A 20,719-nucleotide genomic window follows, 5' to 3' on the forward strand; every position below is an offset into this window, starting at 1 on the left:
TCAATCCTTTGTCTGCAACATCGCGATGGTACGGTTCATCTCGTTAAACACGATGTTGAGACCTTCATCGAAGCCCATACCCGGTTTCACCAGCATCCGCATCGGGCGCGCGGCCAGCGCGACATGTACGCAAGTGCGGGCGCTGATCTCGGTTTCGTTACAGGTACCGCCCTGATAGGCTTCCATCCCGTGTTTGTTGCAATAGAGCACGGCGTCGACGATGTTATGAATGCCGCCGAGATCCGGGGTTTTGATCTGCACCATGTGGCAACTGCCCGCGTCAGTGAAATCGACGATGTCCTGATAGGTGTTACACCATTCGTCAGCGACAATTTTCACGCCGGAACCGAGGCGGGTCAGCTCTTTGGTGATGGCGGTCAGCAGACGGATCTGATCCGGTTTGTTACCGGCATCCACCGGGCCTTCAATGTACAACGGCAGACCCTGCGCTTCTTTCTCCAGGCTGGCGATGTACTCCGCGCAGCGTACCGGGTCCATATCGAAGATCAGACCGATGGTGCCGTAGACATCAATATGCAGCGTCGGGTGATAGCGTGGGCTGGTGCGCAGGCTCAGGATGCGGTCGGACAGCCAGCGTACATACTCACGCAGTTTCTCGCCCTGAAAGCCCAGTTTCTCTTCCACGTTGTTGATCAGCGCATGCGGCAGCACGTCAACGCCTTTGAGGATCATCTTATCGACGGCGATATAGCGATCGTCGCCGCTCTGACCAAATAACGGAATCGTTTCCGGGACGCACGGCAACTGCCATTCATCGCAAACCACTTCTGCTTTCAGACGACCGGACGCCAGCGCGGTGGCGTCGAGCAGCGCCTGCGACAGGCCGTAACGCACGGCGGTGTGCAGCAGATTGCCGTCAATGCGCAGCTTGTCGAAGAAGCGGGCGTTCGGCAGGAACGCATCAACATCACGGCCTTCCAGCAGCGGTTTAATGTGATCGTTCAGGAACGGAATAAAGTGTTCCGCCAGGAACAGCGGGTCACGACCGCCAGCGCCGGAATACTGCACGGCGGCGCAGTCACCGACCGCTACCGCGCCATTTTCCAGAATCAGCTGTACCGAGATGCACTCGCCCGCCTGACGCACAGAGGTAAAGCCGGGCGTGACCGGCGCGCCGGTATAAATGAATCCATCATGACCCGCGCCGTTTTTAATCGCCTGCTGATCGTCGAAATAGAATGAGGAGTAGCCAGCGGTGAAAAGGGCCTGTTTAATTTTCATTATGGTCTTCCTATTAATTGACTGTGGGATACCGCGTTGATGTCATCAACAACCATCTGGAATGAGGGCTTGCGTCCTTCAAAATGGGCGCGCTCAGCGACGTAATCGTGGTGCAGGGCGAGGATATCTTTCGGCAGCGGAACCGCACCGGCTTCAAGGATGCGAATGGCGCCGGAGTTATCGCGAACCGGCAGGATTTTGCCTGCGTTACAGGAGGCCGGGGCGAAAGGTACGTCCAGCACGCCAGCTTCAAAAGCCAGCACCGTGCCGCGCGCCACATCGCCGTTACCCAGCTCAAAGACTTTTTTCAGCACCGCACGGACTTCGCACTTAATCAGTTCGACTTCCTGTTCCACGGCCGCGCACGGCGGGAACTTCTGGTCGCTGACCATATTGAGCATCTGGCGAGAGGCTTTAAGCCCCTGGGCGTTTGCGGCGGCCGTTGGGATACCGAAGGCTTCGTGCGGACTCTTGGTGATCACTTTGGTCGCGCCGGACATACCCGCCACCGCCGCGCCCCAGGAGATAATGGCGAACGCTTTGGATTCATCTTCCGGGAAGCCGCCCATCCACTGGTGGAAGACGGTGCTCAGTTCGTAATCATCAAAGCCGTAGTTCTGGAAATATTCGTGGGACAGTTCGCGCAGTGACTGAATGGCGGCGATATCCTGCGTCAGGCTGCCCACCTGGCCATAGCCGACGGTAATCGACTTCACGCCCTGTTCCAGCGCCAGCAGACCTTCGATGATGGCGACCGCGTGGGACATAAACGGCGGGATCAGCGTGCCGGTCAGCGGGCCGAACGGCTCGCGGTTAATGCGGATGCCGTGTTCTTCATACATTCCCATCAGACGGTCGCAGTACTGCCAGTCGCGGATTGATTTTTCCAGCGTGACGCGCTTGGCGTAAGGAATGTTGTAGGAGATGCCGCCGCCTTCATAGCTGGTGAAGCCGCTGGCCATCGCGATTTCCGCCAGCAGTCGCGCATCCGGCGTACCGTGACGAACCTGAATGGGTTTTTCCAGCGCTTCCGTCATCCGGCGGCAGGCAGCAACGCCGTGGTTGACAACCGGCAGGCCGTTCAGCTTAGAGGTGCCTGCTTCGATGGATTTTTGAATACCGATCGCCGCTTCTTCGTAACGGTTCAGACGGGTATAGGCATCGATGGTGCTGGGAAGCAGATCGCACTCTTCCTGCAACGTTTTGAGCAGCGCGATGTGTTCATCCATCAGCGCCACGCCCGCGCGCGGCTGGCTGAGCGTTTTGCCTTCCTGATCGGCTTTTAACAGGGCGTGAGAAAAGCGTTTTTTCTCTGGAATGGTTTGCTGATACTTCACGCCATCTTCAAAATTCTCGACGTCCTTGCCGGTATGCCAGGTTTGTAATACCTGATGCCGCTCGGTCATGAATTCGTCATGGGTTAATTTTTTATTTCGGAGTTCCATTCGTAGCTGCCTTAGGTTTTATAGGGTTAAACATTGAATACTGGTGCGAGCGGCGAGCTGCGGGTACAGCCTGGCGACGTTCGCCAGCAGAGGAAGCAAGCCTTTTGAATCGCGGTAATAGTCAAACTGCCCGGGTAAGAGAATGCGTCTGCCGTCATCGTCCAGCTCGCGGTATTTCAACCAGCGATGGATGTCGAACTGACTGGCGCGGGAGAGCCATCCGCCGGAACCGACAACTTTGCGAACGGTGGTGAGGTCGCGCCCCATCTGTAAGTCGACGTTGCCCACGCAGGTGCAGACCTGCTTTTTGGTGCCCGCGTGACGTTCGCTGGCATAACCCACGCACAGCCCAGCCAGCAGGGCGTCGAAGAATTTCTCTTCGTCGCTGCGGGGGAGGTAATCGGGGTGGGAAACCAGGTGGCGCAGATAGCCGTAGAACGCCTCCTGACGCTCAGGCTGTTGGGCAAACACGACGTTTACCATCTCCTGGGTGCTTTCTCCGACCACAAGGGCAGAGACGCGCATCCCGAGATCGCCTTCAACGGTGCGTTTGACGAACGGTTCCGGCACGCCATGCAGCACGGTATCGGGAGAGAGCATATTGGCGCAGGCGGAGTACACGTCGGTGGTGGCGCCGCCCATATCGATCAGCATGAACTCTTTCCATGCGCTGTCGATGTCGCTGATGGCTTTAACCAGCTCGTAGACGGTCCACGGCGTTGGCATCGGCTCTTCGCCGGTTTCGCCAACAATCACGTCCAGCCCTTTGCCTTTCACGATGCGGGACAGGAACAGATCGCAAATGGCCTGGCGGGCGGCATACGGATTCGGGTGATCGAGGTCGGGCAGAATGTTGTCTACCGTGGTCAGATCTTTGTGCCCCAGAATGGCCTGTACCTCATCCTGAATGTCACGGTTTCCGGCATAAATAATCGCGCAATCCAGATTTGAGTTCGCCAGCGCGCGCGCATTCGCCAGGCCGTAGCTTTCTTCGCCGCCATCCGTACCGCCGGTAAACAGCAGGATGTCCGGCGGCGAGTTTTCTAACGCCTGGATGTCATGGCGGTTGAGCTTATACGCGTAATATTGCGCGATCTTCGCCCCCGCTGAGTGGGCAGTAACTTTTGCTGATTCCAGCGTGATAGATGGCACCAGCCCCATAGCGGCGACGGCGAGCCCGCCTTTTGCCGATGAGGAGTATTTCAACTGCACTTCGCCGCTTTTCAGCAACGGACGAGCATCGGCGACATTCAGCACCTGATTCAGACTGGCAAAAAAACCGTCTGCCAGATGGTATGTGGTGGTTGGCGTCAGGACATGGTTCACCAGGGTTAACGCATCCCCCTCCCTGGCGAAGAGGGCGGCTTTGGTCCATGTCGAGCCGATATCGACAGAGACGATTTGCATCAGATGGCCTCTTCAAGGCAGCGCTGTTCAACACCATGACGCGGGTTAATGTCCCCGGCCATTAACCGGCACACATCTTCCAGATCATGACTTGGCGCAAAGACGCGGTTAAAGCCCATCTCTTTAAACTTCGCTTCCACGTCGGCAAAGTCATGTTTACCCACCACCAGATTGCCGCCGACATAGAGCAGAATGTCACCAATACCGCGTTCGATGCAGCGTTCACGTAAACCGAGGCAGTCGATATCTCCGTGGCCGTAAATGGATGACACGACAATCGCATCGGCGCCGGTTTCGATTGCGGCATCAATATATTCATCCTGGCTTACCATGACCCCCAGATTGATTACGCGAAAATCATGGGCAGTAAAAACGCGATCCAAAACTTTATTGCCTACTGCATGGCAGTCAGCACCAATGACGCCAATAACAAGTGTTGATTTTTTCATGAGTAATCCTCTGTAGAGCTGATGAACAAAAGGTAAGAGTCTTCGTTTAATATTGCGCACTCAGGTTTCTGCAACCTTTTAATAGTCATGGAGTGTCTGTGCAGGCGGGAAGGGATGCAATTGATCTATTTTCAAAATATCTTTCTTAAAACTAATGTTCTTAATTAATCATTAGAAGTGTGTTTGTTATCAATGAGTTATTATTGATTGCCCAGCTCTGGTTAATTTAATTGGAACAGGGAGTTAATAAATAATATGCTGTGTTTGTGATCGCGGTCTTATTTATTTTTGCAAACGGTTATTGAGAGATAAATATAATACAAAGGCAAAACTGTGAGTTAAATAACGGAACAGAAATGGATGTTTCTATAGGAACACGGTTTATTGTTAATGAAAGGATAAATATGATAATAATTTGTTCTTTCTTACCGGGCGGATTATTTGTGAGCCCGGTAGCATATTGTCACAATACCGTGAACAGAAAACATGATCAGCGCTGTTTTCTGCGCGCGATCAACGTAAATTTATAATCATCGGTATTAAACGCATTACGGCTATATTCAAATACCTGACCGTCTTTCAGAAATCCGCGAGAGACCTTTTCCAGGATCGGTTTACTTGCGCTGATCGCCAGCGTGCGGCTCATTTCTTCGGTTGGCATGATCGGGATCAGCTCCTGCTCGCTGCGATCAATGACCATCTGCTTCACCTCTTCAATAAAGTGATACTTGGAATTTTCCATCACCTGCCAGGTCAGGTCGGGAAAGAGCGCCAGCGGCATCCATGTCTCTTCGAGGGCGACGGGTTTTTGCTTAATGTAACGCACGCGTTTTACGTGCCAGGCCCGGTTGTTCTCCGCCAGTTGTAACTGGTTGCGCAGAAAGTCGTCCGCCGGGATCACTTCAAAAACCAAAACGTCACTGTGGGTGTCAACATGGCGATCGGCGAGTTTTTCGTAAAAGCTGGTTAGCTGGTAGATATCGTAATTGACCCGCTCTTCTTTCACATAGGTCCCGCTGCCCTGAATGCTTTCGATGATCTGCTGTTCGGTCAGTTGCTTGAGCGCCTGGCGTACCGTGACCCGGCTCACGCCAAACGCATGCTGCAATGCCTGCTCGGTGGGTAACGCGTCGCCTGCTTTCAGTTCGCCACGTTCAATCTGCTCGCGGATTCGATCGGCAATCTGTCGGTATAACGGTTTTTGGCTCATCTTTTTACTTTTGTATGAATGAATTAATACGACTTCGTTGATTATGCCCGATCAATAGCTCTTGTAAATAATACAAATTAAATACAAATTATTTTGCGTAAGTGAAAATGATCACATAAATGTATTGTTTCATCTGGCGCAATTTCTGAAACATACAATGACAGTGTGAGGACTATGATGAACCTGACGACGTTAACCCACCGCGACGCTTTATGCCTGAACGCCCGGTTTGGCAGTCGTGAAGAGGCTATTCACGCGTTAACCCAGCGGCTCGTGCAACTGGGGAAAATTTCAGATTCCGATGCTTACCTTGAAGAAGTCTTTTTGCGTGAAAGCCAGGGGCCAACGGCGTTGGGAGAAGGGCTGGCGGTGCCGCATGGTAAAACGTCGGCGGTTAAAGAAGCGGCATTTGCCGTGGCCACCCTGCGCGAACCCATGATGTGGGAAGGGGTTGACGGGCCGGAAGCGGTGACGCTGATTTTTCTGCTCGCCATTCCGCCAGGCGAAGCGGGAAGCACCCATATGCAGTTGCTGACCGCACTCACCACGCGACTGGCGGATGATGACACCCGCGCGAGGATTCTGGCAGCGACCACGGCGGATGAGCTACTGTCGACGCTGGACGACCAATATCAGGAAAGCGCTTTTCAGCCCTTACAGGATGCGCCGACCATCGTTTGCGTAACGGCGTGCCCGGCAGGGATTGCGCACACCTATATGGCGGCGGAGTATCTGGAAAAAGCGGGACGCAAACTGGGCGTGAACGTGTATGTGGAAAAGCAGGGCGCTAACGGAATTGAAGGCCGTCTTACCGCGCAGCAGCTCAACGCGGCAAAAGCCTGCATTTTCGCCGCAGAGGTGGCGATAAAAGAGAGTGAGCGCTTTGCGGGCATTCCTGCGCTGTCGGTACCCGTCGCCGAACCTATCCGCCATGCCGAAGCATTGATCCAACAAACGCTGGCGCTGGAGCCCGTGCAGGGCGATCGCGCGGTTTACCAGGAAACGGCAGCGCCTAAGAGTCTGAAAACGGAGTTAAAACAGGCGCTGTTGAGCGGCATCTCGTTCGCCGTGCCGCTGATTGTCGCCGGGGGAACCGTACTGGCCGTGTCGGTGCTGCTGGCGCAAATGCTCGGCTTGCAGCATCTCTTCGATCAGGAGAACTCCTGGCTGTGGATGTACCGCAAGCTGGGCGGTGGGATGCTCGGCATCCTGATGGTGCCGGTGCTCGCCGCTTATACCGCCTATTCGCTGGCGGATAAACCCGCGCTGGCTCCCGGATTCGCCGCCGGTCTTGCCGCCAATATGATTGGCTCCGGCTTTCTCGGCGCGATTGCGGGGGGGTTGATCGCCGGATATCTGATGCGCTGGGTGAAAAACCATCTTCGCCTGAGCAGCAAATTCAACGGCTTCCTGACCTTCTATCTGTATCCGGTCATCGGCACCTTAGGCGCGGGCAGCCTGATGCTGTTTGTGGTGGGCGAGCCCGTTGCGTGGATCAACAACGCGCTGACCGCCTGGCTTAATGGGCTGAGCGGCGCCAATGCGCTGCTGCTTGGCGCGATTCTCGGCTTTATGTGTTCTTTCGATTTGGGCGGGCCGGTCAATAAAGCGTCTTACGCGTTCTGCCTTGGGGCGATGGCGAACGGCGTCTACGGCCCGTATGCCATTTTCGCCTCGGTCAAAATGGTGTCCGCCTTCACCGTAACGGCATCAACGATGCTGGCGCCGAGGCTGTTCAAAGAGTTTGAGATCGAAACAGGAAAGTCGACCTGGCTACTGGGGCTGGCGGGCATTACGGAAGGGGCAATCCCGATGGCGATTGAAGATCCGCTGCGGGTTATCGGTTCTTTTGTTCTGGGGTCAATGGTGACGGGCGCGATTGTCGGCGCGATGAACATTGGTCTTTCGACGCCGGGCGCAGGCATTTTTTCACTCTTTCTTTTGCATGACGCCGGATACGGCGGTTTCGCCGCCGCCGCAGGCTGGTTTGGCGCAGCGTTAGTGGGGACAGCGATATCGACCACTATCCTGCTGTTCTGGCGTCGTCATGCGGTAAAGCAGGGCAAGTATCTGACTAACAATGTGTTGCCATAAACGAACTAACAGGAAACGAAGATGAAAGCAGTATCTCGCGTTCACATTACGCCGCACATGCACTGGGATCGTGAATGGTATTTCACCACGGAAGCGTCACGTATTTTGCTGGTCAACAATATGGAGGAGATCCTGACCCGCCTGGAGCAGGATGCAGAGTATAAATACTATGTCCTTGACGGGCAGACGGCGGTGCTGGAGGACTATTTCGCCGTCAAAGCGGAAAATAAAGCGCGGGTAAGAAAACTGGTGCAGGCCGGAAAACTGATTATCGGCCCGTGGTATACCCAAACGGATACCACGCTGGTATCCGGGGAGTCGATCGTGCGTAATCTGATGTACGGTATGCGCGACTGCCAGGCGTTTGGCGAACCGATGAAAATTGGCTATCTGCCGGATTCGTTCGGCATGTCGGGGCAGCTTCCGCATATCTATAACGGTTTCGGTATTACCCGCGCCATGTTCTGGCGTGGTTGTTCGGAACGCCACGGCACCGATAAAACCGAGTTTTTATGGCAAAGCGCGGATGGCAGTGAAGTGACGGCGCAGGTGCTGCCGCTGGGCTACGCGATTGGTAAGTACTTACCGGAGGACGAGGCCGGGCTGCGTAAACGTCTCGACAGCTACTTCGATGTGCTGGAGCGCGCGTCGCTGACCAAAGAAATTTTGCTGCCGAATGGCCACGATCAGATGCCGTTGCAGCAAAATATCTTTGCGGTGATGGATAAACTGCGCGAAATCTACCCGCAGCGTAAGTTTGTGATGAGCCGCTTTGAAGAGGTGTTTGAACACATAGAAGCCCGCCGCGAGCAGCTTGCCACGCTGAAAGGCGAGTTTATTGATGGCAAATATATGCGCGTTCATCGCACCATTGGTTCGACGCGGATGGACATCAAAATCGCCCATGCGCGCATTGAGAACAAAATCGTCAACATTCTTGAGCCGCTGGCGACGCTGGCCTGGACGCTGGGGTTTGAGTATCACCACGGCCTGCTGGAGAAAATGTGGAAAGAGATTCTGAAGAATCACGCCCACGACAGCATCGGCTGCTGTTGCAGTGACAAAGTACACCGCGAAATTGCGTCCCGTTTCGAGCTGGCTGAGGATATGGCCGACAACCTGATCTGTTTTTATCAGCGCAAAATCGCCGACAACATGCCGCAGAGCGATGCCGACAAACTGGTGCTGTTTAACCTGATGCCGTGGCCGCGTGAAGAGGTGATTAACACCACGGTACGCCTGCGCGCCAGCCAGTTCTCTCTGCGGGATGATCGGGGCAACGCCATTCCTTATTGCATTCGCCAGGCCCGGGAGATCGATCCCGGTTTAATCGACCGCCAGATTGTGCATTACGGTAACTACGAGCCGTTTATGGAATTTGATATCCAGATCCAGCAGATTATCCCTTCAATGGGCTATCGCACGCTTTATATCGAACCGAACGCAGCGGGCAATGTGGTGAGCCCGACGGTTTCATCAGACGCGCTGCTGGAGAACGCGTTCTGGCAGATTACGGCGAATGATGACGGTACTCTGAACCTGCGCGATAAAGACAGCGGCGTGCGTTATCAGCGCATACTGGCGCTGGAAGAGGGATCCGACGATGGCGATGAGTACGATTACTCCCCCGCCAGAGAAGAGTGGCTGCTTACTTCGACGACGGCAAAACCGGAATATGAAGTGATTCATGACGCGTGGCAGAGCAGGGTTGTCATTCGCTATGCCCTGGCGGTTCCGGCGAATCTTGCCGAACGCAGCGCGCGGCAGCGCAACGGAACGTTAGGCGTGGAGATCGCCGTTACCCTGAGCCATAACAGCAGACGCATTGATGTTGAGGTGGCGCTGGATAATCAGGCTGACGATCACCGCGTGCGGGTGTTAATCCCCACGCCGTTCACGACGGATGTTGTGCTGGCGGACACCCAGTTTGGCGCAGTGACGCGCCCAGTACAGGACAGCGCGATGGAAAACTGGCAGGAAGAGGGGTGGAAAGAGGCGCCGGTACCGGTCTGGAATATGCTGAACTATGCGGCGCTTCAGGAAGAGAGAAATGGCCTTGCGCTTTTCACGGAGGGATTACGTGAATTTGAAGTTATCGGCGAAGGGAAGAAAACGTTCGCCTTAACGCTCCTGCGTGGGGTGGGGCTGCTGGGGAAAGAGGATCTACTGCTGCGGCCAGGGCGGCCTTCCGGCATCAAAATGGCGGTGCCGGATTCACAAATGCGCGGAATGCTACGCAGTCGGTTTAGCCTGTTCAGCTATAGCGGAACGCCTTTTAGCGCCGGTGTCGCGCAACAGGCGAAGGCGTGGCTGACGCCTGTTCAGTGCTATAACAAAATTCCCTGGGATGCGATGAAACTCAACAAGGCCGATGTTTGCGTACCGGAACATTACAGCCTGTTAACGATGTCGCCGGTGGGCTGCCTGTTAAGCGCGCTGAAAAAAGCAGAGGATCGCGATGATGTCATCCTGCGCCTGTACAATCCGTCCGAAACAACCTCATGTGATGCCACCGTTGCCTTCGGCAGAGCCGTTAGCGCATGTACAGAGACCATGATGGATGAACAGGCGTGCCCTGCGAAAGGAGAGGGCGCAAGTGGGGCTGGCCTCTTTCTGCCGGGGCAGTCCCGAACGTTTAGCTACACGCTTGCCTGAATCTCAGACAAACAGATTAAAGCCACGCTTAGCGTGGCTTTATTGTTAACGGAATAATAACAATCCGGTGTTAATTTCAATGGGCTTAAAAGTAAAATATTTGTGATTATTTTCATGGCGAATTGACCCTGTGGAAAATTACGCTGAAGCGTCTACGCTAAATAGTTGCAGACGGCAAAAGAATGTCGTCGATGATAACGTTAAATGAAATGCTGTTTTTTTATATATACCTTTCTATTAGATAACCGCCAACACCCTCAGAGATACATATGCGCAACATTGTTTTCACTGTGTTTACGCATTGTATACACCGTTAACGAATTTTGGTGTTTTTGATTTAAATCAATGTTTAATGCTTGGAAAAAGATGTCAAAACACGATAAATTGTCGCCGATCAAATTGGCCTGAAACTGGTAAATTAGCTATAAATTGATCAATGTCGAAAAATGCAAATTTGACTCAATAAAAACCTGTTTATTGTAGGGATTTTACGGCGTAATATATTTGCGGGATCAATTTAGGTTTTTTATTAACATGTTTGTAACTTTTTATCATTGCTGTTTCCTCTGATGATGAAACGGCAACGGTGAAGGGGAGCAAATAAATTTTATTGGGGCATGCGTGTGACCCTTTCTAACGGGGTTCACTCTCGGAGTCTTCATGCGATGAGCAAGGAGTCATGATGTTAGATATAGTCGAACTGTCGCGCTTACAGTTTGCCTTGACCGCGATGTACCACTTCCTGTTTGTGCCGCTGACGCTCGGTATGGCGTTCCTGCTGGCCATTATGGAAACGGTATACGTCCTTTCCGGCAAACAGATTTATAAAGATATGACCAAGTTCTGGGGCAAGTTGTTTGGTATCAACTTCGCTCTGGGTGTGGCTACCGGTCTGACCATGGAGTTCCAGTTCGGGACTAACTGGTCTTACTATTCCCACTATGTAGGGGATATCTTCGGTGCGCCGCTGGCAATCGAAGGTTTGATGGCCTTCTTCCTCGAATCCACCTTTGTAGGTCTGTTCTTCTTTGGCTGGGACCGTCTGGGTAAAGTCCAGCATATGTGTGTTACCTGGCTGGTGGCGCTGGGTTCCAACCTGTCTGCGCTGTGGATACTTGTGGCGAACGGCTGGATGCAGAACCCTATCGCATCGGATTTCAACTTCGAAACCATGCGTATGGAGATGGTGAGCTTCTCCGAACTGGTGCTTAACCCGGTTGCGCAGGTGAAATTCGTTCACACTGTGGCGTCTGGCTATGTGACCGGTGCAATGTTCATCCTCGGTATCAGTGCTTACTACCTGCTGAAAGGTCGCGACATCGCGTTCGCTAAACGCTCCTTTGCTATCGCCGCCAGCTTCGGTATGGCTGCTGTACTGTCTGTTATCGTGCTGGGTGACGAATCCGGCTACGAAATGGGCGACGTGCAGAAAACCAAACTCGCCGCGATTGAAGCGGAATGGGAAACCCAGCCAGCGCCTGCTTCCTTCACCCTGTTCGGTATCCCGGATCAGGAGACGCAGGAAAACAAACTGGCTATCCAGATCCCTTACGCGCTGGGTATTATCGCGACTCGCTCCGTCGATACGCCGGTCATCGGTCTGAAAGACCTGATGGTGCAGCATGAAGAACGTATCCGTAGCGGGATGAAAGCCTACGCGCTGCTGGAAGAACTGCGTGCCGGTTCTACCGACCAGGCCGTTCGCGACCAGTTCAATAACGTGAAGAAAGATCTGGGCTACGGTCTGCTGCTTAAACGCTATACGCCGAACGTCACTGACGCGACCGAAGCGCAAATTGAGATGGCGACCAAAGACTCCATCCCACGCGTTGCGCCGCTGTACTTTGCGTTCCGTATCATGGTTGCGTGCGGCTTCCTGCTGCTGGCGATCATCGCGCTCTCCTTCTGGAGCGTCATTCGTAACCGCATCGGTGAGAAAAAATGGCTGCTGCGTGCGGCGCTGTACGGCATCCCGCTGCCGTGGATTGCTGTAGAAGCAGGCTGGTTCGTTGCCGAATATGGTCGTCAGCCGTGGGCGATCGGTGAGGTGCTGCCAACCGCCGTGGCGAACTCGTCACTGACGGTCGGTGACCTGCTGTTCTCCATGATCCTGATTTGCGGCCTGTATACCCTGTTCCTGGTGGCGGAGCTGTACTTAATGTTCAAGTTTGCACGCCGTGGCCCAAGCAGCCTGAAAACCGGTCGCTATCACTTTGAGCAGCCCAATGTGGCCTCTCAGCCGGCACGCTAAGACAGGAGTCGTCAAATGATCGATTATGAAGTATTGCGTTTTATCTGGTGGCTGCTGGTTGGCATTCTGCTGATCGGTTTTGCGGTTACCGATGGCTTCGACATGGGGGTGGGCATGCTCACCCGTTTCCTCGGTCGTAACGACACCGAGCGTCGAATTATGATCAACTCCATCGCCCCGCACTGGGATGGTAACCAGGTGTGGCTGATCACCGCCGGTGGCGCGCTGTTCGCCGCCTGGCCGATGGTTTACGCTGCGGCGTTTTCCGGTTTCTATGTGGCGATGATCCTCGTGCTGGCGTCCTTGTTCTTCCGTCCGGTTGGTTTTGACTACCGTTCCAAGATTGAAGACACCCGCTGGCGCAACATGTGGGACTGGGGCATCTTCGTGGGGAGCTTTGTGCCGCCGTTGGTTATCGGCGTGGCGTTTGGCAACCTGTTGCAGGGCGTACCGTTCCATATCGACGAGTATCTGCGTCTGTACTACACCGGTAACTTCTTCCAGCTGCTGAACCCGTTTGGCCTGCTGGCAGGTATCGTCAGCGTAGGGATGATCATTACCCAGGGCGCGACCTATCTGCAAATGCGTACCGTAGGTGAGCTGCACCTGCGTTCCCGCACGACGGCACAGGTAGCCGCGCTGGTTACGCTGGTGTGCTTCGCGCTGGCGGGCGTATGGGTGGTTTACGGTATTGATGGTTATGTCGTGACGTCCGCGATGGATCATCACGCCGCATCTAACCCGCTGACCAAAGAAGTCGCGCGTGAAGCCGGTGCGTGGATGGTGAACTTCAACAGTACGCCGATCCTGTGGCTGGTTCCGGCGCTGGGCGTGGTTCTGCCGCTGCTGACTATCCTGACCTCCCGTATGGAGAAAGGAGCATGGGCATTCCTGTTCTCTTCTCTGACCCTGGCCTGCATCATCCTGACTGCCGGTATCGCAATGTTCCCGTTTGTGATGCCTTCCAGCACCATGATGAATGCGAGCCTGACCATGTGGGATGCGACCTCCAGCCAGAGAACGCTGAACCTGATGACCTGGGTTGCGTTGGTGTTTGTACCGATCATTCTGATCTACACCAGCTGGTGTTACTGGAAAATGTTCGGCCGCATCACTAAAGAACATATTGAAAGCAACACCCACTCTCTGTACTAAGTAAGGAGCTAAAAATGTGGTATTTCGCATGGATTCTGGGAACGCTTCTTGCCTGTGCATTTGGGATAATCACTGCGCTGGCGCTTGAGCACGTAGAATCAGGTAAAGCCGGACAAGAAGACAGCTAATGACCAGTATTATCGCAACGTTGTATGCGGTAATGGATAAGCGCCCATTACGGGCGCTTTCCTTTATGCTGGCGTTAGTGTTGGCAGGCTGCATCTTCTGGGACCCGACGCGTTTCGCGGCGAAAACAAGCGAGCTGGAAATCTGGCATGGTTTTCTGCTGATGTGGGCCGTCTGTACGGGCGTGATTCATGGCGTAGGATTTCGTCCTCGCGCGGTTCACTGGCAAGGGATCTTTTGCCCGCTGCTCGCCGATATCGTGCTTATTGTTGGTCTGATTTTTTTCTTCTTTTGAATAAGAAGTATCCTTAAAAATTTATGGGTTTTCATAAGCCCATAAATTTTTACTCTCCCTTAACTTCCCCCCATTCCCAAGCCTCATTCGCGCGCGTATAGTAGCAACGTTTAAAAGCGTTAACTTTTTTTGCATTACCGGGATGTACAGTGAATATATTTCGATGGCCGGTTCGTGTCTATTATGAGGATACCGACGCCGGTGGTGTGGTTTACCACGCTAGTTACGTCGCTTTTTATGAAAGAGCACGCACAGAGATGCTGCGTCATCATCACTTCAGTCAGCAGGTGCTGTTGGCTGAACGGGTTGCTTTCGTGGTGCGTAAAATGACGCTGGAATATTATGCGCCTGCGCGACTCGACGATATGCTCGAAGTCCAAACTGAAATTACGTCAATGCGTGGCACCTCTTTGGTTTTCACGCAACGCATTGTCAACGCAGAGAACAACGTGCTCAACGAAGCGGAAGTTCTGATTGTTTGCGTTGATCCACTCAAAATGAAGCCTCGTGCGCTTCCCAAGTCTATTGTCGCGGAGTTTAAGCAGTGACTGACATGAATATCCTTGATTTGTTCCTGAAGGCAAGCCTTCTGGTTAAACTTATCATGTTGATTTTGATTGGTTTTTCAATCGCATCCTGGGCTATCATCATCCAGCGGACTCGTATTCTTAACGCTGCGGCGCGCGAAGCGGAAGCGTTCGAAGATAAATTCTGGTCTGGAATCGAACTGTCTCGCCTGTATCAGGAGAGCCAGGGGCGTCGTGATAGCCTCGCGGGTTCGGAACAAATCTTCTATAGCGGGTTCAAAGAGTTTGTGCGACTGCATCGTGCAAACAACCATGCGCCGGAAGCGGTTGTTGAGGGGGCGTCCCGTGCGATGCGTATCTCCATGAACCGTGAGCTGGAAACATTAGAGACGCACATTCCTTTCCTCGGCACCGTGGGTTCCATCAGTCCGTATATTGGTCTGTTTGGTACGGTATGGGGGATTATGCACGCGTTTATCGCCCTCGGTGCGGTGAAACAGGCGACGCTGCAAATGGTGGCGCCGGGTATCGCGGAAGCGCTGATTGCAACGGCTATCGGTCTGTTTGCGGCGATTCCAGCGGTTATGGCCTACAACCGTCTGAATCAGCGCGTGAACAAGCTGGAACTGAATTACGACAACTTTATGGAAGAGTTCACCGCCATTCTGCACCGTCAGGCGTTTACCAGTAGCGAGAGCAACAAGGGGTAAGCCATGGCCAGAACGCGTGGACGAGGTCGTCGCGATCTCAAGTCCGAAATCAACATTGTACCGTTGCTCGACGTACTGTTGGTGCTGCTGCTGATTTTCATGGCGACGGCGCCGATCATTACCCAGAGTGTGGAAGTCGATCTGCCGGACGCGACCGAGTCGCAGGCTGTCAGCACCAATGACGATCCGCCGGTCATTATTGAAGTTTCCGGTATTGGGCAATACAGCGTGGTGGTTGAGAAAGACAGGATGGATCAGTTGCCGCCAGAGCAGGTTATTGCCGAAGCGAAAAGTCGCCTGGAATCCAATCCGAAAACGGTCTTCTTAATCGGTGGCGCGAAAGACGTGCCTTACGATGAAATAATTAAAGCGCTGAACTTGTTACACAGTGCGGGCGTGAAATCGGTTGGCTTGATGACGCAGCCTATCTGATCTTCTGCGTCTCCGGGACGTAAAGATAGCAAGTAACAGGCGCACAGTTTTTGGGAACCGAGAGTGTCAAAGGCAACCGAACAAAACGACAAGCTCAAACGGGCGATAATTATTTCAGCGGTACTGCATGTCATCTTATTTGCAGTGCTGATCTGGAGTTCGTTCGATGAGCATATAGAGGCTTCAGCCGGGGGCGGCGGTGGTTCTTCCATCGACGCCGTCATGGTCGATCCCGGCGCAGTTGTTCAGCAGTACGATCGTCAGCAGCAGCAACAGGCGAGCGCGAAGCGGGCGGCGGAACAGCGTGAAAAACAGGCGCAGCAGCAAGCTGAAGAGCTTCGCGAGAAGCAGGTGGCTGAACAGGAACGACTGAAGCAACTTGAGAAAGAACGTTTAGCCGCGCAGGAACAGGCGCGCGAGCAGGCGGAACAGCAGAAACAAGCGGAAGCGGCCGCGAAGAAAGCGCAGGAGCAGCAGAAACAGGCTGAAGAAGCGGCGGCGAAAGCCGCAGCGGATGCGAAAGCGAAAGCGGACGCGCAGGCTAAAGCAGCGGCGGAAGCGCAGAAGAAAGCGGAAGCTGAAGCGGTAAAAGCGGCTGCTGATGCGAAGAAGAAAGCCGAAGCTGAAGCGGCAAAAGCCGCCGCCGACGCGAAGAAAAAAGCGGAAGCCGAGGCGGCTAAGCAGGCTCAGGCAGAGGCCGCGAAGAAAGCCGCAGCAGAAAAGGCTGCTGCTGAAAAAGCGGCCGCAGAGAAGAAAGCTGCCGCCGACAAAGCCGCCGCTGAGAAAGCGGCAGCAGCAAAAAAAGCTGCTGCTGAGAAGGCTGCTGCCGATAAGAAAGCTGCGGCAGATAAAGCGGCTGCTGCGAAGAAAGCCGCAGCCGAAAAAGCCGCTGCCGCATCTGGCGTCGACGACCTGTTGGGCGATTTAAGCTCCGGTAAGAATGCGCCGAAAACCGGCGGCGGAGCGGCAGGAAGCAATGCTTCTCCTGCGGGGAGTGGTAATACTAAAAACAATGGTGCATCAGGCGCGGATATCAGCAACTATGCCGGGCAGATTAAATCGGCCATTGAAAGTAAGTTTTACGACGCATCGTCCTATGCAGGTAAAACCTGTACGCTGCGTATAAAACTGGCTCCAGATGGCCTGTTGCTGGATATTCAGTCTGAAGGTGGCGATCCCGCGCTTTGTCAGGCAGCGCTTGCTGCGGCCCGACAGGCGAAGATTCCAAAACCACCAAGCCAGGCGGTATACGAAGTGTTTAAAAACGCACCTCTGGACTTTAAACCGTAAGCTAAACTTTCCCCGTCACGGCGGGGAAAGGCACGCAACGGGAGTCGCTGGGTTCTGGTAGTTTTGTGTATTTGAGTTTGTTAACATTCTGCTAAATTATCGTGGGCTTTCCGCCCGGATAAGGGAGATATGATGAAGCAGGCATTACGAGTAGCATTTGGTTTCTTAATGCTGTGGGCAGCGGTGCTGCACGCAGAAGTACGTATCGAGATCACCCAGGGGGTGGACTCGGCGCGCCCGATTGGCGTTGTGCCATTCCAGTGGGCAGGGCCGGGAGCTGCGCCTGAAGATATTGGCGGCATCGTTGGCGCTGACCTGCGCAACAGCGGTAAATTCAATCCGTTGGATCGTTCTCGTCTGCCGCAGCAGCCGGGTACGGCGCAAGAAGTTCAGCCGGCGGCATGGTCTGCGCTGGGTATTGATGCGGTTGTTGTCGGCCAGGTGACTCCGAATCCTGACGGTTCCTACAATGTTGCTTATCAGCTGGTTGACACCGGCGGCGCACCGGGTACTGTACTGGCGCAGAACTCTTACAAAGTGAACAAGCAGTGGCTGCGTTATGCTGGCCATACTGCAAGTGATGAAGTGTTTGAGAAGCTGACCGGCATCAAGGGCGCATTCCGCACCCGTATCGCTTACGTAGTGCAGACTAACGGCGGCCAGTTCCCGTATGAGTTGCGCGTGTCTGACTACGATGGCTACAACCAGTTCGTGGTTCACCGTTCTCCGCAGCCGCTGATGTCTCCGGCGTGGTCTCCTGACGGCTCTAAACTGGCCTACGTGACCTTCGAAAGCGGTCGTTCCGCGCTGGTTATCCAGACGCTGGCTAACGGGGCTGTGCGTCAGGTTGCGTCGTTCCCGCGTCACAACGGCGCGCCTGCGTTCTCGCCGGATGGCAGCAAACTGGCGTTTGCGTTGTCTAAAACCGGTAGCCTGAACCTGTATGTGATGGACATTGGTTCTGGTCAGATTCGTCAGGTGACGGATGGTCGCAGCAACAACACCGAACCAACATGGTTCCCGGACAGCCAGAACCTGGCCTTTACCTCTGACCAGGCCGGTCGTCCGCAGGTGTATAAAGTTAACGTGAACGGCGGTGCTCCGCAGCGTATCACCTGGGAAGGTTCGCAAAACCAGGATGCGGATGTGAGCAGCGACGGTAAATTTATGGTAATGGTAAGCTCGGCGAATGGTCAGCAGCACATTGCCAAACAAGATCTGGTAGCGGGTGGCGTACAGGTTCTGTCGTCAACGTTCCTGGATGAAACGCCAAGTCTGGCACCTAACGGCACTATGGTAATCTACAGCTCTTCTCAGGGGATGGGATCCGTGCTGAATTTGGTTTCTACAGATGGGCGTTTCAAGGCGCGTCTTCCGGCAACTGATGGTCAGGTTAAATTCCCTGCCTGGTCGCCGTATCTGTGATAATAATTAATTGATTAGTAAAGGAATCATTGAAATGCAACTGAACAAAGTGCTGAAAGGGCTGATGATCGCTCTGCCTGTTATGGCAATTGCTGCATGTTCTTCCAACAAGAACGCCAGCAATGACGGCAGCGAAGGCATGCTGGGTGCAGGCACTGGTATGGATGCGAACGGCAGCGGCAACATGTCTTCTGAAGAGCAAGCGCGTTTGCAGATGCAGCAATTGCAGCAGAACAACATCGTTTACTTCGATCTGGACAAGTACGATATCCGTTCTGACTTCGCGGCAATGCTGGATGCGCACGCTAACTTCCTGCGTAGCAACCCGTCTTACAAAGTCACCGTAGAAGGTCATGCGGACGAACGTGGTACTCCTGAGTACAACATCTCCCTGGGCGAACGCCGTGCTAACGCTGTTAAGATGTACTTGCAGGGTAAAGGCGTTTCTGCTGACCAGATCTCCATCGTTTCTTACGGTAAAGAAAAACCCGCAGTACTGGGTCACGACGAAGCGGCTTACGCTAAAAACCGTCGCGCCGTACTGGTTTACTAAGAGAATTGCATGAGCAGTAACTTCAGACATCACCTGTTGAGTCTGTCGTTACTGGTTGGCATAGCGGCCCCCTGGGCCGCTTTTGCTCAGGCGCCAATCAGTAGTGTCGGCTCAGGCTCGGTCGAAGACCGCGTCACTCAACTCGAGCGTATTTCGAATGCTCACAGCCAGCTTTTAACCCAACTCCAGCAACAACTCTCTGATAATCAGTCCGATATTGATTCCCTGCGTGGTCAAATCCAGGAAAGCCAGTATCAGCTGAATCAGGTTGTTGAACGGCAGAAGCAGATCCTGCTACAGATGGACAGTCTGAGCAGCGGTAGCACAGCGACGCCATCGGCGGGCGGCGAGCAAAGCGGGGCGGCAACCGCAATACCTGCGCCTGGCGCGGGCGCGGCGACGTCAGGCGCGCCGGTACAAAGCGGCGACGCCAATACCGATTACAATGCGGCAATTGCTCTGGTGCAGGATAAGTCCCGCCAGGATGATGCGATTGTGGCGTTTCAGAACTTCATCAAAAAATACCCGGACTCAACTTATCAGCCGAATGCCAATTACTGGCTCGGCCAGTTGAATTACAACAAGGGTAAAAAAGATGATGCCGCATTTTATTTTGCCTCGGTAGTCAAAAACTACCCGAAGTCACCAAAAGCGTCTGATGCGATGTACAAAGTCGGCGTCATCATGCAGGACAAAGGCGACGCGGCAAAAGCCAAAGCGGTTTATCAGCAGGTTATCAGTAAATACCCTGGCACTGATGGCGCAAAACAAGCGCAAAAACGTCTTAACACGATGTAATGCACACCACGCGACCAGAAATCGCGTTATTTCTGGTCTCGTCGTGCGATTCCTAAGCAGTTGAGTGATCTACATCGAAATTTTTGTTGCGCTGAAATCTGAAATCAGTAATATATGCCGCCGTTGCCAGGGGATATCAAACAAACCGAAAGCAGCGCAAAAGTGGGTCGTTAGCTCAGTTGGTAGAGCAGTTGACTTTTAATCAATTGGTCGCAGGTTCGAATCCTGCACGACCCACCACTAATTTAGTTAGTAAGCAGTATCCAGCGTAGTATCGGGTGATTAGCTCAGCTGGGAGAGCACCTCCCTTACAAGGAGGGGGTCGGCGGTTCGATCCCGTCATCACCCACCACTCGGGTCGTTAGCTCAGTTGGTAGAGCAGTTGACTTTTAATCAATTGGTCGCAGGTTCGAATCCTGCACGACCCACCAGTTTTAGCATCACACTCAGATGTTAAGCGTGAAGGATAACGTTGCATCAGCAACGGCCCGTAGGGCGAGGCGAAGCCGAGTCATCCTGCACGACCCACCAATTTTAAATTGGTGCCGAGTAAAATCTTTCAGGTAACACCCGTATGGGTCGTTAGCTCAGTTGGTAGAGCAGTTGACTTTTAATCAATTGGTCGCAGGTTCGAATCCTGCACGACCCACCAGTT

General features: G+C 53.7%; 18 protein-coding genes and 4 tRNA genes. 17 read left to right on the top strand and 5 right to left on the bottom strand.

What is annotated here, in order from left to right; all coding sequences use genetic code 11:
• From OGX80_RS05360 to OGX80_RS05380, 5 genes are all read right to left on the bottom strand, one after another.
• The gene (locus OGX80_RS05360; protein ID WP_115181835.1) at window positions 1-1,242 is read right to left on the bottom strand and encodes a methylaspartate ammonia-lyase; all 1,242 of its coding nucleotides are present in this window, start codon (window positions 1,240-1,242) and stop codon (window positions 1-3) included.
• Window positions 1,242-2,687, bottom strand: coding sequence for a methylaspartate mutase subunit E (locus OGX80_RS05365; RefSeq protein WP_012133259.1), 1,446 nt, complete (start codon window positions 2,685-2,687; stop codon window positions 1,242-1,244). Before OGX80_RS05365 ends, OGX80_RS05360 begins: the two co-directional genes overlap by 1 nt.
• Window positions 2,688-2,705: 18 nt before the next feature.
• The gene (gene glmL / locus OGX80_RS05370; protein ID WP_012133258.1) at window positions 2,706-4,094 is read right to left on the bottom strand and encodes a methylaspartate mutase accessory protein GlmL; all 1,389 of its coding nucleotides are present in this window, start codon (window positions 4,092-4,094) and stop codon (window positions 2,706-2,708) included.
• On the bottom strand, window positions 4,094-4,543 hold the full coding sequence (gene glmS / locus OGX80_RS05375; RefSeq protein WP_012133257.1) for a methylaspartate mutase subunit S: 450 nt from the start codon (window positions 4,541-4,543) through the stop codon (window positions 4,094-4,096). The genes glmL and glmS overlap by 1 nt, the downstream gene beginning before the upstream one ends.
• Before the next feature lie 490 nt (window positions 4,544-5,033).
• Complete coding sequence (locus OGX80_RS05380; RefSeq protein ID WP_071259691.1) at window positions 5,034-5,753, bottom strand: GntR family transcriptional regulator; 720 nt, start codon at window positions 5,751-5,753, stop codon at window positions 5,034-5,036.
• Between the two features lie 177 nt (window positions 5,754-5,930).
• Here OGX80_RS05380 and mngA point away from each other — a divergent pair, with 177 nt between their 5' ends.
• The 17 genes from mngA (at window position 5,931) to OGX80_RS05465 (ending at window position 20,716) form a co-directional block, all read left to right on the top strand.
• Window positions 5,931-7,847, top strand: coding sequence for a PTS 2-O-a-mannosyl-D-glycerate transporter subunit IIABC (mngA, locus tag OGX80_RS05385; protein ID WP_071260120.1), 1,917 nt, complete (start codon window positions 5,931-5,933; stop codon window positions 7,845-7,847).
• A 21-nt stretch (window positions 7,848-7,868) separates the two neighbouring features.
• On the top strand, window positions 7,869-10,502 hold the full coding sequence (gene mngB, locus OGX80_RS05390) for a mannosylglycerate hydrolase (protein WP_071259689.1): 2,634 nt from the start codon (window positions 7,869-7,871) through the stop codon (window positions 10,500-10,502).
• 682 nt (window positions 10,503-11,184) lie between these two features.
• Window positions 11,185-12,753, top strand: coding sequence for a cytochrome ubiquinol oxidase subunit I (cydA, locus tag OGX80_RS05395; protein ID WP_024130525.1), 1,569 nt, complete (start codon window positions 11,185-11,187; stop codon window positions 12,751-12,753).
• 15 nt (window positions 12,754-12,768) lie between these two features.
• Window positions 12,769-13,908, top strand: a complete 1,140-nt coding sequence (gene cydB / locus OGX80_RS05400) for a cytochrome d ubiquinol oxidase subunit II (protein WP_012133250.1) — start codon at window positions 12,769-12,771, stop codon at window positions 13,906-13,908.
• 14 nt (window positions 13,909-13,922) lie between these two features.
• On the top strand, window positions 13,923-14,036 hold the full coding sequence (gene cydX, locus OGX80_RS05405) for a cytochrome bd-I oxidase subunit CydX (protein WP_003022970.1): 114 nt from the start codon (window positions 13,923-13,925) through the stop codon (window positions 14,034-14,036).
• Window positions 14,036-14,329, top strand: coding sequence for a cyd operon protein YbgE (gene ybgE / locus OGX80_RS05410; RefSeq protein ID WP_012133248.1), 294 nt, complete (start codon window positions 14,036-14,038; stop codon window positions 14,327-14,329). Before cydX ends, ybgE begins: the two co-directional genes overlap by 1 nt.
• A gap of 149 nt (window positions 14,330-14,478) precedes the next feature.
• Entirely contained in the window at window positions 14,479-14,877 is a 399-nt protein-coding gene (ybgC, locus tag OGX80_RS05415; RefSeq protein ID WP_012133247.1) for a tol-pal system-associated acyl-CoA thioesterase, read from the top strand.
• Window positions 14,874-15,566 (top strand): Tol-Pal system protein TolQ, encoded by a 693-nt coding sequence (gene tolQ / locus OGX80_RS05420; RefSeq protein WP_024130524.1) that lies wholly within the window; start codon window positions 14,874-14,876, stop codon window positions 15,564-15,566. Before ybgC ends, tolQ begins: the two co-directional genes overlap by 4 nt.
• A 3-nt stretch (window positions 15,567-15,569) precedes the next feature.
• Window positions 15,570-15,998, top strand: coding sequence for a colicin uptake protein TolR (gene tolR, locus OGX80_RS05425; RefSeq protein WP_012133245.1), 429 nt, complete (start codon window positions 15,570-15,572; stop codon window positions 15,996-15,998).
• 63 nt (window positions 15,999-16,061) lie between these two features.
• The gene (tolA, locus tag OGX80_RS05430; protein WP_115181834.1) at window positions 16,062-17,288 is read left to right on the top strand and encodes a cell envelope integrity protein TolA; all 1,227 of its coding nucleotides are present in this window, start codon (window positions 16,062-16,064) and stop codon (window positions 17,286-17,288) included.
• 132 nt (window positions 17,289-17,420) lie between these two features.
• Window positions 17,421-18,713, top strand: a complete 1,293-nt coding sequence (tolB, locus tag OGX80_RS05435) for a Tol-Pal system beta propeller repeat protein TolB (protein ID WP_024130523.1) — start codon at window positions 17,421-17,423, stop codon at window positions 18,711-18,713.
• A gap of 34 nt (window positions 18,714-18,747) precedes the next feature.
• Window positions 18,748-19,266, top strand: coding sequence for a peptidoglycan-associated lipoprotein Pal (pal, locus tag OGX80_RS05440; protein WP_003022983.1), 519 nt, complete (start codon window positions 18,748-18,750; stop codon window positions 19,264-19,266).
• A 9-nt stretch (window positions 19,267-19,275) separates the two neighbouring features.
• A complete protein-coding gene (gene cpoB, locus OGX80_RS05445; RefSeq protein WP_115181833.1) occupies window positions 19,276-20,064 on the top strand; it encodes a cell division protein CpoB in 789 nt (262 codons plus the stop codon).
• Between the two features lie 164 nt (window positions 20,065-20,228).
• A tRNA-Lys gene (locus OGX80_RS05450) sits at window positions 20,229-20,304 on the top strand.
• Between the two features lie 36 nt (window positions 20,305-20,340).
• A tRNA-Val gene (locus OGX80_RS05455) sits at window positions 20,341-20,416 on the top strand.
• Between the two features lie 3 nt (window positions 20,417-20,419).
• A tRNA-Lys gene (locus OGX80_RS05460) sits at window positions 20,420-20,495 on the top strand.
• 145 nt (window positions 20,496-20,640) lie between these two features.
• Window positions 20,641-20,716, top strand: a tRNA-Lys gene (locus OGX80_RS05465).
• Window positions 20,717-20,719: the final 3 nt, after the last annotated feature.

Source organism: Citrobacter sp. CK194, from assembly GCF_030333395.1.
Lineage (GTDB): Bacteria > Pseudomonadota > Gammaproteobacteria > Enterobacterales > Enterobacteriaceae > Citrobacter_B > Citrobacter_B koseri.